Genomic DNA, 13,145 nt, shown 5'->3' on the forward strand with positions numbered 1-13,145 from the left:
GTGGACGGCGGGCGCAACTTACACTCGTGGCGCAGCAAGTGGCCGAAAGGATGCTCGTAAAGCAGCGCGGCCGCAGGCCGCTTCGGGTCTACCGGGCCGTCAAGGCCCGGCCGGGTTGAGCGCAGCCGCGGCAGTCCGTCCGGACCCGGCGCCCTGTTGGCGGGCGGTCGTGGCGGGTAACGCGGGGATCGCGGCGCTGACGGCGGTCGGCGAAGGGCAGGTGTTGGTACATGGCGTCGCCTCCTAGTGGTGTGATCGGTGTGAGACCGCCACTGGTGAGTGCCGCGATGACGGGCCAGCGGGGGATCGGCGCGCACGGCGGAGGCAAGCCAGCTCTCGATTCAAATCTTAGGAGCATGGCGCTCCAGCCGATGGTGTGTTGTCGCGCTGCGCTTCCAAGATCTTCTGCCGGGCTTGTCGCCATCGGGTGGCTCGGTCATCGCTGCGTGGTCAGCCACCGAGCGCGGCGGCGCATTTCGATCGCGGCCAGGCGGCAGCCAGGTACCGGGATTGTCTTCGCCAGCCGGCAGCGCCGCGCCGTCCCGACGGCCCGTGACTGCTGTGTGCCAATGGCGACGTAGAGGTTCGCGGCCTGAGATCCGGACGACCGTGGTATACGGAGCCATGCGGTGGCGCCACATGCCCTGGTGGCATGGCCAACCAGGGCAAGAGTCTCAGTGCCGCGAGTAGCTCGCCTGCTGTAGTCAGCAGCTGGGTGGGCGACCTGCCGAGGCGGGGTGTGGCTGGAGGATCGCGAGCCCCAGATGCCCGGTCGGTCGACCCGACCACATAAGCGGTCGGGCCGACCATAGCTGGCTAAGGTTTATGCGCCGAGGCCGAAGCTGCGGCCGAGCTCCGGACCGAGTTTTACGGCGGCGACAGCGGCGGGCAGGTGGCGGTGCTGCCACCCGTCGAGAGCAGCAGTCAGGTTAGCGCCGTACTTGCGGTGCTGGGTAAGCGCGGCGGACAGTCCGGCGGCTTGTTCGATGCCGTTGTTGGCGCCGCGGGCGGTGTGCGGGCGGACCGGCGCTAGGGCATCGCCAAGCAGTACGGCGTGTCCGGTACCGACGGGCCAGACCATGCGGGTCGGTGGATCGATGTCCATGACCGCGGCGGCCATCCGGGTATCGGTGGCGTGGACGAGGGCGGCCTGCTCCTCGGGAAGGTAACGCTGAGCGCTGGTGTCGACTGCGGCGCGGGCTGCTTCGGTGACGTGCTGCGGCAGAGCGAAGACGCGTCGGGTCGGTGGGGCGCCGAAGTAGTCGGTGTACTGGTCGGTCGTCGCGCTCAGGTAGCAGGTCCAGTCCGTGCCGCCGGGGATCGGCGCGACGTTGAACTGCATCCCGCTGCGTGAGGGCTCAAACCGGACGAAGTCCAGCAGGCGCGGCTGGATCGAGCTTGTCTGGCCGCGGTGCGCGACGTAGCCGGCGTAGCGCAGCTGCCGCTGCGGGTCGAGCAGTCGTCGTCCTGTCGAGGCGCGGCCGTCGGCGAAGACCACCAGGTCGGCTTGCGCGGTGTCGCCGTTGGCGAAGTGCAGCAGCGGCCGTCCGGATTCGCCGGTCAAGCCAGTGACCCGGTGGCCGGTGTGCAGGGTGCCGGCAGGCAGGCGGCGGGTCAGGGCCGCGTGCAGCAAGGTCCAGGTGGTGTTGCGGCCGGCGTACAGATGGCGGCGCTCGGATTCGGGCCGGCGCCCGCGGACGGTGATGTCCATGACCGTCTCGGAGTCGTAGCGGACGAACTCGTCCTGAGGTACGCCGAGCTGGTCGAGGATGTCCAGCGACGAGTGCTCCAGGCCGATCAGCCCGCCGCCGAGAGGGGCACTGGCCGGGACGGCCTCGTAGAGGGCGACGTTGTCGAATCCCGCGTGTTGGAGCAGCAGTGCTGCGGTCGGGCCCGTCAGCGATCCGCCGACGACCGCGACGCGCAGCTCGGTGGTGTGCGTATTCATGCCGTGGCCTCCGTGGTGCGAACTGGCGCGACTCGCGCCGGTTGCACCGGCGCTGCCGCGTTGACGAGGCCACGGGGGGACCGGCGCGGGCGGTGGCGGGCAAGCCAGTCCTTGGGTCAAAAGATCTTGGAAGCGCAGCGCTGCTGCCGGTAGCTGATGACTGGTGCTGTGCTTCCAAGATGTTTTGCCGGCTTGCTGGCCACTGCCGGGTCGGTCATCACTGCGGACCGGCGAATGCGGCGGCCCGCAGTGATGGCCGCCGCATTCCCCAGTTCTGCTATCGCAGAGGCCTACGCCGATGCGCGGCGTCAGCCGAGCAGCGCGCCTTGCCGGATGCGCCTAGTCGCACGGCAGAGCGGTGTGCGGGATGGTCCAGCGGATTGGCCGGTGCACGAAATAGCGGTGCGGGTCCACCCGCTACTGGTCGTGCCGCGATGAGTTGTGGCCGACGGGTACGACCTCGTTGGGGACGTCCGGTTAGTACGCGCGGTTGATGCGGTCGGCGATCACTGTGAGTACCGCGTGGGCCAGGTCTATCCCGCTGCCTTCGCGGTTGGTCCGCACGAGGTCGTCGTCGTGGACTGGCTCGCAGCCGATCCAGAACCCATCGACCTTTACGCCGGCGACCATCCCACCGTCGTCGTCGTCACCGCCGTCCTCGTCGACCTGGGCGAAGAGCTCGGTGACGCCATCGCCGAAAGTCCACCCGAAGGCGGCCCGGTTCTTGGCAACCGCTTGCATCAGGTCGCAGACGGTTTCGACCGTCGGCGTCCACTCGGCGCGTTCCTCGGGGTCGGCGCCTAGCACGTGGCTCCCGGCCAGCCACGCCTGCTGCTGATTTTGGCCGACGAGGACCAGCGGTTTGCCGGTCCGGTCACCGGGCAGCCGGTCGACAATCGACTGCGCCCACTTGCGAAAGCCTTCGCGGCTGCTGTAGACGACGACGTTCTCGACGGCGGCGCCCCACTCGCCGTTGTGCAGGCGGCCGTAGCCGGCCAAGTAGCTCGGGGCCATCAGGTGAGCGCGTTGACTCTCGATTGCGCCCCATTCGACATTGTTCATGGCCGCACTCCTAGTTCGTGTGCGTGGCTGGCCGTGCCCCGAAACCACTCGACGCCCGACCCGCACTGGGATCGAGCGCCGAAGCGACGGGACGCTCTGGGTGGTTCGTTACCGTGTTGGTCTCTGCCTGCGGCGTCTGCCTAAGTCGCCCGGTCGGCAGCCGGGTTTAGCTGGTCTGAGCACCGGCGAATGCGGCGGCGGCAGCGCGGCACGATCTGCGCACGGCCTGGAGGACGCGCCTGCTCTGCGCGATCTTGGAGCTGGTCAGGCAGCCTCGTCGTCACGCTGGGCGCGACGACGTAGCTCGCGCAGTGGTAGTGGGTAGCTGACGCCGACGCGGTGTTCCTTGAGGATCGCCACGTCACCGAGCAAGCGCCGCAGTTCGTCTTCGTGGGCTTCGGCTGCTAGGTACCGCTCGGGCGCCACCTCAACCAGATGCAGCCATTGGTGTTGCCCGGCGCGTACGCAGACACAGGAGCAGTTGTTGTGGGCGAAGCCAGCGACCGTGGCGTTGTTGTGCCGGTCAGTGGGGGCGATCTTCGCGTTGTCCGCCTGTGCACGTGGCGTGCGGTGGCAAGGTGCGGACGAGGCGGTACAGCGACGGGCCGTCGGGGTAGCGCCTGTAGAAATCTTGCTGTGCCGCGTGGGCCTGTGCCTCGTGGTAGGGGCGGGTCGCGAGCCGGTGCACGGAGTCGACGACGTGGTTGAGGAAGTAGGCCGGCCAGGTGAACATCCGCATCGCGGCGATGCGCCCGGTGTCGGCGTGCACCAGAAACGTGAAGGTCCGGCTGTGGGTGCCGCGTGGCACTGGTCGGCCATCGAAGGGCTCGCTGAGCCGCTGCGGGTTGAACGGCGCGTCGTTCCACGGTGAGTCGCCGTATTTGAACAGCAGGAACCCGTTGACGTTTTGTTCGGTCCAGGCGAAACGCGCGATGCCGGACTCGATGGCGGAGATCTCGCGCCGACTGGGCTCGGTCAGGAAGATTGCCAGTCGGGTGTCGCCGTCGGTGTCCAGCCACAGGTGCGGGCCTTGCGGCCAGCTGGTGCGGCCGGGGTCGAACAGGTCACCGACGCGGTAGAGACGGCCCTGGCCGGCGTCGTCCGGGTCGGGCAGATGGGTTGCGCAGGTCGCTGCCTTGTTCTGCCGCCCGTCGCGGCTGGGACTGGTGACCAGGTACCACGGCTGGCCGGGGCTGAGACGGTGGTCTCCGATATCGCAGTACCGCACGGTAGGCGTAGCGGGGTACGGGCCGTTCACGGCCATGGCGTTGTCCATGTACTTGTCCTTCTGCAGGATGGCGGCAGAGCGTGTGTAGTGAGAACTGCTGACGCCTGGCGCAGCGGTGGCGTCGGTTCGCGCGCCGGGCGCGGTAGCGGCTGACGCGCTGGGGCATGCGTGGCGGGTGGTGGCGCGCTCCGCGGGCCCTGTGGGGCGCTGCTGACGGCAGCGCCCCACCAGGACCCGCAGGGATTTCAGTGCAGCGAGAGCAGGGCGAGCAGCGGCGTCTTCTCGAGCACGGCCAGCGCCGCGACGTGCGCGGCCAGCAGACCGGAGATGTTCACCACCGGGTGGCTCAAGCGGCGGGCCGCGGTACGCAGCGGCCGGCCGGCGGGAGTGGCGGTCTGCTCGGTGGTGACGTCGGTGTTGTCGTTCATGGCGCTGCCTTCCGGAGTGCGGATGGGGCGGCGTCGCCGGTTCGTACCCGGGGCTGCCGCGCTGACAGGACCTGGGGGACCGGCGCGGCGGCGGCTGGCAAGCCGGCTGTTGGGCAAAAGATCTTGGGAGCGCAGCATGGAAGGCGTGCGGGGAAGATCAGTGCTGCGCTTCCAAGATGTTTTGACGGCTTACCTACCGCTCATCGGGCCGGTCATCACTGAGGACTGGCGTACGCGGTGGCCCGGGGTTCCCACCGCGTACGCCGTCCGGTAGCGCCGGAGTCAGGGCGTCGCTGACACGCCGGTTGCCAAGCTGAGCAGTGCTCCGGTGCTGCGTCGAGCTTGTCTTTCGCGTCATCGCAGGACCGGAGGTCGAACGGGTGATCAAGCGGCTGGACACTGCCGCCTGGGCCTCGACGTTCCATCAGGTCCGGACGACGGGCGCCGAGTCGCCGATGGGATGTCCGGGCCATAGGGCGGCGTCAGGCCACGTCGCCGATTCGAGATCACTGTCTGGTTCGTCGTCGAACCACGAACATGAGAGGTAGATGTGTTCGGTGCCAGGCTCGGCGTAGCAGTCGCTGCACGGGCGTGGCGCATTGGGAGTACCGCATTCGAAGCTGTGCTCGAAGCACCAGCCGCGGCAACAGGTCTCCACCCGTATCTGAACCGCCGCTTGTCGAGCGTCAGAGCTCGGCAATGACGGACGGCGGACCCAGGGACCATGACGGCGACGTCTTAAGCGGACGCTGTATCGGCGTAGGAAACCGTACGCGGGCCAGTGGATGCGGATGAATCCTCCTTAACGACGGCGAGGCCGGTCCGCGCAGGCGGACCGGCCTTGCAGAAGGACGGTTCAGCGGCGATGCGCGAGCTGCGGGTCGGTGACGACGTCGGGCCAGGCGTCGGCGGCGATCTTTTCGCCGTGCGGGCTGACGACCAGGTCGCCGCTGCGCTGCGGGCGCGGTGCGCTCGGGGCGGGCGCGGTGCTCGGCAGGGGCACGATGTCGGCCGGGGTGATGTTGATGGTCGGCTCGTCGCTCTGGTCCAGGTACGCGAAAAACTTCTTCACCGTGACGAGGACCTCGGTGCCGGGTCGCAGGGAACGGGCGATCAGCATCTGGTGTTCGTCCCAGCAGGTCACCTCGAACTCCATCGGCGGAGTGGCCACCCAGCGGCCGTCCTTGCGGTAGCCGGTGCGGTGAACTAGGCGGAACTTGACGAAGGCACGCCCGCCGCTGTTGGTGTGGCCCTGCTCGCTGCGGCCACGAACGGTGCCCTGGATGAGACTGGTGAAGATCTGCTTCGACGGTTCCTGGCTCATGACGACAACTCCCCGGAGATGGTCGGACTGGTGGGTGAGAGACCGGGGCCGGCCGTGTGACCGGCCCCGGTGAGGCGGTCAGGCGGCCTGCAACTCGCGCTCGGCCTCGGGCTCAGCGGTGGCGGGATCCCACGCCTCGCCGGCCGGGTGGTCGCTGGGCACCGGCAGGGCTCCGGTGAAGCGCATGGACACCGACACGTTCTCGGCGGTGACCTCCAGGACGCCGCCGGGGGTGCCGTCCTGGCGGGTGAAGGGCCACACGTTCAGGTCGTCGCGGGCGTTGACGACCACGGTGTCGCCCTTGCTCAGCTCGGCGCACCGTTCGGCGAGTTCGCCCCAGACGGTGACCTGGACCCACATCGGCGTCGTGTCGACCCACTGGCCCTCGGTCTTGCGGCGGCGGTTGTGGGCGATCCGCAGCCGGCACAGTGCCTGTCCAGTGGCGGTGTATTCGAGTTCGGGCTTGGCGGCGAGGTTGCCCTCGAAGGAGAGGGTGAACTGCGACATGTGCTGACTCCCGTTGAGGTGATGCGGTGCGGCCCATGCACGCTGTCCGGATCGGTGATCCGGGCGCCGTGGTGCCGCGCTGACGGGGCCGGTCATAGCCCGCACATGGGCCGAGGGGCGCAAGCCCCGATCGAGTCAGAAGATCTTGGCGTCGAGCGAAGCGAGACGGTGTGGGCCAAGATGTTCTGCCGGGGCTTGCACCCCCTGGCCTGGGTGGGCTGACCTTCGGGTCCCTCAGCAGCGGGACCAGCGGACGTCCACGGAGCAGCCCATCCGGGATGCCGGGACCGCAGCGCGTACACATCGCGGATCAGCGGTCGTTGCCCGCCGTCGGACCCCGACCTTGCGCCGGCTCGGACCACGCACCGTAGGTCTCGGGCACCACGGCCGAGTGACTCGTCGTACTGCAGCCAACCTCGAGGCGGTGCGGCATCCCACTGTGCGCCGTGGCCGAGCCGGGTGCTCACCGCGGTGACGGCCACGCAGCGCGTCAGCCGTGCGGTCCCGGCCATGGGCGAACCGGTGCTCTCCTGACACGACGCCCGGCGGCACCCTGCCAGTCACCGAGACGCCGGGGATGACGCAACCCGGCTCGCCACCCGGACGACAACGTGCGCTGGGCCTCAGCGCGTCCCAACCCCGCACTCAGGGCAGCCTCTGTGAGCTCGCGACGCACGCCCATCTCGTCCATGGCAGTGTGCGCGGCCAGTTGCCCGAGCCGGAACGCGGCCCGGTTCAGCGCGTCGTTGCGGCCGCCGCCGCTGATGCGCCGGCCGTCGCTGATCACCGGCCGCGGCGCACGGCGCACGCGTTCGACTTCACCAGCAAGCGCGGCTTGTACGTAGCGGTCCAGGTCCGCGATCGGGGTCGGCGGCGGGCTGACCGGTGGCGGCGGTGCGGGAAGTACCAGGGAGCGCAGCTGCGGCGGGCAGACCGGCAGGCCGGCATTCTGCCAGGGCTGCTGGAACGTGTACCGGGTCCCGGTGTGGTGCAGCGACGGGGGGACCACCACCAGGCCGCCGCGCCCGCGCCAATCCACCCCGGGTGCGATCGCCACCCGGCTGGGAAGACCGTCGGCGGCGTACCACAGGTGCCAGCCTGAGCCCGTACGGATCAGCGGCCCTGGCGGGCGGACCACGTCGAGCAGGTCGAGAACCAGGTGCAGTCCGCTGTTGGTGTCGATGTCGCAGACGTCCAGCGTGCTCCCGGTGACCAGGCCGATGTTCGCGTCCGGCCAGCGCGACCACCACGCCCGGATGGCCTGCGGCTGCCGGGAGGCGTCGTGCAGGCCGCGACGCACGCGGGGGTGCTTGCCCGGGGAGCCGCAGGCCGCGCCGGCTCGGCAACTGCACACACCGCTGGCGCCGGGGGTGTGCAGCGGCAGCACCGCGATACCAGCCGCGGCGTAGCCGATCGCGGCGGCCAAGAGGTCTGCCGTCGTGACCGGCGGCTCCGGATCCCCGCTGCCCATCGAGTCGGCCGGCCAGGCGGCGTTCACCGCTCACCTGCACAGCGCTGGTACGGCCGGAACTCGGGATACACCTGCAGCGTCCGCCTGGGGGAGTAGCCGCGGTCAGGCGGCCGGCGACCTACGACCAGCAGGCGCGGTGCCGAACGCGCAGGTCGCCGGGGCCGGTCGGCGAGGCGCACGTGGGACACGATCCTGCCGCAGGGCGCGGCGGGGCAACGGCGACCCGACCGCGGCGCCGGCGCCGAACGCGGATCACAGATGCCAGGTCTGTGTGCGAGACGAAGGGAGTGAGGCACAACGGCTCCTTGAGTGATGGCGGTACTGCACGACCGCGGAGATGAGGAGGTCGACGACGGTCGGTCCGCCTGCTGGTGTGACCGGCGGACGGTGGAGGGCGGGCTGGGTCACGGTGACCGGCGGCGGTCACCGTGACGCGCGGTGCCATGTTCGGCCGCCGAACACGGCACCGCACCCGGGTGGCGGGTCGTGCCGGCGGCGCCAGCACGGGCGTGTGCCACTGCCGCCGGTCAGCCGGCGCCCGTCGCCGGTGTGCCTGCTGCTGGGGTGCGGAGCAAGTCAACCGGCGTCGGCCGGCAGGCGTTTCAGCGGCGGGCGGTCAGGGTCGGGTTATCCACCGGCCGGGCTGTGGGCCGTCGGCCGGGTGGCTGGGCTGGTGTTCGTGATCGATCACGGCGGCATCAGGAGAACTCGGCTGCCACTGGCCATCTTCTGCGGTTACCGCGTGGCAGCCAGCGACGGTGCAGTGCCGCGCGATCGGCTCGAAGACGATGCCGTAGTGGTCGGCGTCGTTGGTGCTGACATACAGCGAGAGCGGTCCGTCGGGGTGCAGCACCCGGTGCGCGCCGGGTGGGGCGCTGATCAGGGCGGTGAGCTGCAGCGACCAGCTGGCTGCGGCGTCGCGGTAGTGGTCGCTGTCGGTGCCGTACGCGTCGGCGAGCTCGATCAGGTGCTGCTGGCAGGAGGCGATGGTGGCGGTGGCATCGCGGCTGATGTCCAGGCGCCTCAGGTGCGGGTTGTCGTCGGTGGGTTTGAGCGGCGGTGTGGGTACGGCTGGGTCGTCGTAGCTGGCAGGCAGCAGCGCGGCGAGGTTCATGCCGGTGGATGTGGCAGCGCCCCAGGTGTAGGCGCGATCGGTGACCGTGGTGACGATCGCGGTCCACTGGCTGACCGGAATCGCGTAGCGGTTGCGGTCGAACAGCGGGTCATCGTGGTGGTCGCGGTACGTCCGCCCCTGGCCGGTCAGCAGAGCGTCGAAGACCGCGGTGACGACAGCGTCGACCAACTCGTGCGGGCCAGCAGCCTCACCGTGGATCTGCTCACGAATCGTGTCCAGCTCGGTGCTGGTGAGAGGACGCCGCACGGCGCAGACCTCCGGCGGTGGTGAGGTAGGGGTGAACCAAGGGTTCATGGCGCAACTCCTGTAAAGGAAACCGTCCCGGCACACCAACGGCGGTGCGTCAGGACGGTGATTGGCAGGATTCCCCGGGGGCGGGTCACCGCGATGCGGCCCGGCACAGTGCAGGCCATCGCGGGGACACCGCCGACGGACAGGTCGGCGGCGAACCAGCCCTGACCGGCCACGCGGAGGACATCAACGGCGGTGGCTGGTGGCACCTCGAGACTCGCGCAGCAGCACTGCGCACAGTCCGGACCTGCGGCGTGGCGCTTGTGCGAAGCGCTTCACGCCCGCGCCGGTTGCGTGACGGTCAGCGGCGGACCACCCGATGGCGGACTTGGGCTTGCCCGTCTGAGCGGACCAAGGCACGGTCGCGGTGGACGCCGCGCTGCCTCCCCCACCGTCCGGCGGGGGAGGCAGCGCGGCGCGCGTCAGGCTGCGGTGGGAAACTCGTCGACGTCGTGCAGTTCGTCGGTCGCGTCGGCGCGCATCTCGTTGCGGTCGAACGGTGCCTCGACCACCACCTGGTCCGCGTCGTCGTTCGCCGCGAGGACGTCGACGGTCTCCCCCTGCTTCTCGGCGGCGGGCGATTCCGCGATGTCAGTGATCAACGCGGTGTCAGGGGCCTCGTCGTCCTCGTCGTCCTGGTCCTGCTCGTCGTCCTCGGTGGCGGCCGAGGCAGTCCAGCTCAGGTAGAGCTCTTGCTCGTCGTCGGTCAGCGGGTACTCGCGCTGGCGCAGCTCGTCGTACCAGGCAACGGCGGCCTGCTTGTCGAGCCAGTACCGGTTCGGTTCGGTATTGCCGTTCAGGTTGTACTCCAGCGCGCAGATGAACTTGGCGACCAGGCTGCGGCGCAGCCGGTCCTCGCCGGCGGCGGCGAGGGTGTCGTTGTCGGAGCCGCCGAGGGCGCGGTACAACTCGTCCAGGTCGTCGGAGCGGCCCATCGCCTTGCCCAGTGTGGCCGCCCGCATCGCCGGCACGAACAGCGCCCGTGCCCCCTTGGCGGTGCCGAACTTCTCGACGATGAATTCACGGCGCACAGTCGCGGCCAGCTGAAGGCGCTCGAGTCGCTCCTTCTCCTGCTGCTCGGCCAATTCCTTGGCGGCGATCTCCTCCGGGCTCAAACCGCGATGCGCCCACGAGATCTCCTTGCGGCGGGTGTAACCGCGCTGCTCCGGGTCGTCGCAGTACACGACAGTGCGGGCCTGACCGCCGTCCTTCTCCACGAACGCGTGGAAGCCGGGCTGGGTCTTGACCGCGTCGACGTCGACCGGCTGCCCGTCGGCATCTAGAAGCAGATCCGCGCGTACCGCGGTGCCGTCGTAGCCGAACCCGCGCGGCTTGGGCGTCACCTCGACACCTTCGAGGACCAGGTGCGCCTTGGCCACGTCCCGGTTGCGGGCGTAGGCGCGCTTGTCGCGCAGCCGCGCCAGCTCGTGCTTGAAGCCGTACTGGTCATCCAGCTTGTCCAGCAGCTTGCGCTGGGCGTCCGAGTCGTCGGCGAACTCCTCCAGCGCGAGGGCCTGGTCCAGGGTGAGGGTGCCCAGGTTGAGCGCATGCTGCGCCGTGGCGGGCAGGGAGCGGGCCTTGATGGCGGTGCGGACCTGGTTGACGTCGGTGCGGCGGGCGTCGGCGATCTGCTGTTCGGTGAGGCCGGAATTGAGCAGCATCTGGTATGCCTCGGCCTGTTCGATGCCCTCCAGGTCCTTGTGGTGGTCGTTGAGCTCCAGGAACTGCAGGATGAGCTGGATGTCGTCGTCGGTGTCGGCGATGAAACACGGCAGCTCGAAGCGTTCGGCCTTGATCGCCGCCTGGCGGCGCCGCTCTCCCTTGACGACAGCGAAGTGCTCGACCGGCTCGGCATCCTCGATCCGCCTACCGTTGGCGTCGGTGGGCAGGAAGAGCCCGATCGAGCGCACGACCAGCGGGGCGCGGACGCCGAACAGGCGCACGGAAGCGATCAGCTTGCTCAGGTCACCCAGCCGGGTGCGCTTGAAGCCCTGCGGCTCGTGCAGGAATCGGGCGTCGAGCAGTCCGGCGCGGAACGGCAACGGGGTGCCGTCCTGGCCGGTGATCAGGTGCACGGGCTCGTCGGCGATCTCGCCGATCAGCGTCGGCTCGATCGCGACTAGCTCGGTGCTGGCGGCGGTGTCAGGCTCGTCGGCCACGGCGTCGTCGTTGTCCTGGAAAGCCTCGGTGTCGTTGGTGAGGGTGGTCACGATGGAATACCTCCGTACAGAGAGCAGTGATGAGAGCTGTGCTCGGGCGGGCGCCCGAGCGGGGCTGGCCTGATCCGCCGAGGGCCGGCCGATCGGCGTGAACCCGCACGGCCCACCCCGGCGGTCACATCGACGGGGGTGGAGGTTGGTAGGGGTGGGCCGTGCGGGGGCGCGCCGCGGGCGGCCAGGATCAATGGCCAGCCCCCGCCGGCACCCGACCGGCAGCCGACAAGCTGACGAGACGGTGAGCCCTTAAACGGCGCGTCGTTGCGGGCCAGCGCCCATGCCACCGGCAGGTCGGACCCCGGTCCGCAGGTGGTCAGCGCCGACTACGGATGGGGTCAGTGCGTGGTCGCTCGACGAAATCGGTGCGCGGGCATATGGGTGCGTACGACGCTGGTCACCAGCCGGGTCAACCGGTCACCAGGTCCCTCGCGGACGGCGCGCTTGCACGCCGCGGTGGCCAGGGCGTGTTCATCACGCCGCCAGGCGCACCAGGCGGCCAGCGTCGCCGGGCCGGCGACGTAGCGGTCCGGGACGCGGCGGGTCACGTCCAGCCACAGATCCCGTTGCCACATGCACGCGCACACTGCGCCCCACGCCGTTTCGAGGGTGTCGCGGTGCGTCAGGGCGAGCGCCAGCGGTGCCAGTTGCCCGGTCGTGAGGCGCCGGCGCTGCTTCGCTGTGGCCAGTACGTCGTCGAGCAGCCCCGTGACGGCTACATCCGCAGCCAGGGCCGCCAGCGCGGCTTCGGTCTCCGCCTGGGATACCAGATCGGGCGCGATCAGGGTGTCCAGAGCCTGCCGCGATGGCAAGGCCACCATGCCCTCGACGGCCAGTCGGGTGGCGACCGGGCTGGTAGCCGGGTCGATGTCCATGCCGCGGCCGGCCGGGCACGAGCAACCCGCGAGTAGGCATACGCACCGGGAACCGGTGACCCACAGCAGCGTGTGCAGCGGCAGGAACAAGTCGATGAGGCGGCCCACCGCGCTCAGGGTGGGCTGCACGGGTGGTGGGCCGTAGCCGATCAACGCGACCTCGGCACACGGCTCGGCCGGGGCCCGCAGCATCAGGTGCTCGCTGAGCGCCTCGGCCGAAAACCGCAACGGTTCCGCGGCCACGGCGAGGATGCGCTGATCGCCGCCCAGGTAGACCGCGACGATCTCATCGCCCGGGTGATACCCGAGCAGGTACGGCACGGCGCCCATCAGGCCTTGCGGGCTACGGAAGGTGGTGTCCGGTGAAGGGTCGTTCATGATCGCACGCGCCTTTCAACAGGAATGGGGGTGGGCGTACGCCGTTGCAGCGCTGGTGACCGGGATGGGTGAGCCGCGAGGGCTTTGCGCCCTACCGACGTGGCAACGACGTAGGGCCCCCGTCATCTGGTGGGGTTCGTCGCCGCTCGGCAGGGCGCTGATTAGATCTGCGAGTTCGGGATCCGAAAGTCAGCCAGTTTGGGGGCCACTCGAGGGAAAGCCGGGTGATCGATGTCGCTCAGTTTCGGAGCCACCGAGAGCTCGGCCCAGCGCTGGTCATCGCAG

The 13,145-nt window shown here is 69.8% G+C and carries 10 protein-coding genes; all 10 read right to left on the minus strand.

Translation table 11 applies throughout. The features are described from left to right. Nucleotides 1-823: 823 nt before the first annotated feature. The 10 genes from IT780_RS26085 to IT780_RS26130 all read right to left on the minus strand — a co-directional run bounded on the left by IT780_RS26085 (nucleotide 824) and on the right by IT780_RS26130 (nucleotide 12,860). Nucleotides 824-1,948: an FAD-dependent monooxygenase gene (locus IT780_RS26085; protein WP_199514295.1), complete on the minus strand. Its 1,125-nt coding sequence runs from the start codon at nucleotides 1,946-1,948 to the stop codon at nucleotides 824-826. Nucleotides 1,949-2,425: 477 nt separating this feature from the next. After that, nucleotides 2,426-3,010: a hypothetical protein gene (locus tag IT780_RS26090; protein ID WP_199514296.1), complete on the minus strand. Its 585-nt coding sequence runs from the start codon at nucleotides 3,008-3,010 to the stop codon at nucleotides 2,426-2,428. A gap of 523 nt (nucleotides 3,011-3,533) precedes the next feature. Then, complete coding sequence (locus IT780_RS26095; protein WP_199514297.1) at nucleotides 3,534-4,286, minus strand: hypothetical protein; 753 nt, start codon at nucleotides 4,284-4,286, stop codon at nucleotides 3,534-3,536. Between the two features lie 197 nt (nucleotides 4,287-4,483). After that, entirely contained in the window at nucleotides 4,484-4,666 is a 183-nt protein-coding gene (locus tag IT780_RS26100; protein ID WP_199514298.1) for a hypothetical protein, read from the minus strand. A gap of 856 nt (nucleotides 4,667-5,522) precedes the next feature. Continuing rightward, the gene (locus IT780_RS26105; protein ID WP_199514299.1) at nucleotides 5,523-5,990 is read right to left on the minus strand and encodes a hypothetical protein; all 468 of its coding nucleotides are present in this window, start codon (nucleotides 5,988-5,990) and stop codon (nucleotides 5,523-5,525) included. 78 nt (nucleotides 5,991-6,068) lie between these two features. Then, entirely contained in the window at nucleotides 6,069-6,497 is a 429-nt protein-coding gene (locus tag IT780_RS26110; protein WP_199514300.1) for a single-stranded DNA-binding protein, read from the minus strand. 490 nt (nucleotides 6,498-6,987) lie between these two features. Beyond that, the gene (locus IT780_RS26115) at nucleotides 6,988-7,995 is read right to left on the minus strand and encodes a bifunctional DNA primase/polymerase (RefSeq protein ID WP_307831383.1); all 1,008 of its coding nucleotides are present in this window, start codon (nucleotides 7,993-7,995) and stop codon (nucleotides 6,988-6,990) included. 589 nt (nucleotides 7,996-8,584) lie between these two features. Beyond that, nucleotides 8,585-9,349 (minus strand): hypothetical protein, encoded by a 765-nt coding sequence (locus IT780_RS26120; protein WP_199514301.1) that lies wholly within the window; start codon nucleotides 9,347-9,349, stop codon nucleotides 8,585-8,587. A 467-nt stretch (nucleotides 9,350-9,816) separates the two neighbouring features. Beyond that, a complete protein-coding gene (locus IT780_RS26125) occupies nucleotides 9,817-11,604 on the minus strand; it encodes a ParB/RepB/Spo0J family partition protein (protein ID WP_199514302.1) in 1,788 nt (595 codons plus the stop codon). 341 nt (nucleotides 11,605-11,945) lie between these two features. Beyond that, nucleotides 11,946-12,860 (minus strand): DUF4192 domain-containing protein, encoded by a 915-nt coding sequence (locus tag IT780_RS26130; protein WP_307831384.1) that lies wholly within the window; start codon nucleotides 12,858-12,860, stop codon nucleotides 11,946-11,948. Nucleotides 12,861-13,145: the final 285 nt, after the last annotated feature.

Source organism: Nucisporomicrobium flavum (assembly GCF_016464385.1).
GTDB classification, from domain to species: domain Bacteria; phylum Actinomycetota; class Actinomycetes; order Mycobacteriales; family Micromonosporaceae; genus Actinoplanes; species Actinoplanes flavus_A.

Excerpts from the sequence above, each read along its gene's own strand:
- IT780_RS26090 (WP_199514296.1), bottom strand. The coding sequence starts at position 3,010 with ATGAACAATGTCGAATGGGGCGCAATCGAGAGTCAACGCGCTCACCTG.
- IT780_RS26130 (WP_307831384.1), bottom strand. The coding sequence starts at position 12,860 with ATGAACGACCCTTCACCGGACACCACCTTCCGTAGCCCGCAAGGCCTG.
- IT780_RS26085 (WP_199514295.1), bottom strand. The coding sequence starts at position 1,948 with ATGAATACGCACACCACCGAGCTGCGCGTCGCGGTCGTCGGCGGATCG.
- IT780_RS26110 (WP_199514300.1), bottom strand. The coding sequence starts at position 6,497 with ATGTCGCAGTTCACCCTCTCCTTCGAGGGCAACCTCGCCGCCAAGCCC.
- IT780_RS26105 (WP_199514299.1), bottom strand. The coding sequence starts at position 5,990 with ATGAGCCAGGAACCGTCGAAGCAGATCTTCACCAGTCTCATCCAGGGC.
- IT780_RS26100 (WP_199514298.1), bottom strand. The coding sequence starts at position 4,666 with ATGAACGACAACACCGACGTCACCACCGAGCAGACCGCCACTCCCGCC.
- IT780_RS26095 (WP_199514297.1), bottom strand. The coding sequence starts at position 4,286 with ATGGACAACGCCATGGCCGTGAACGGCCCGTACCCCGCTACGCCTACC.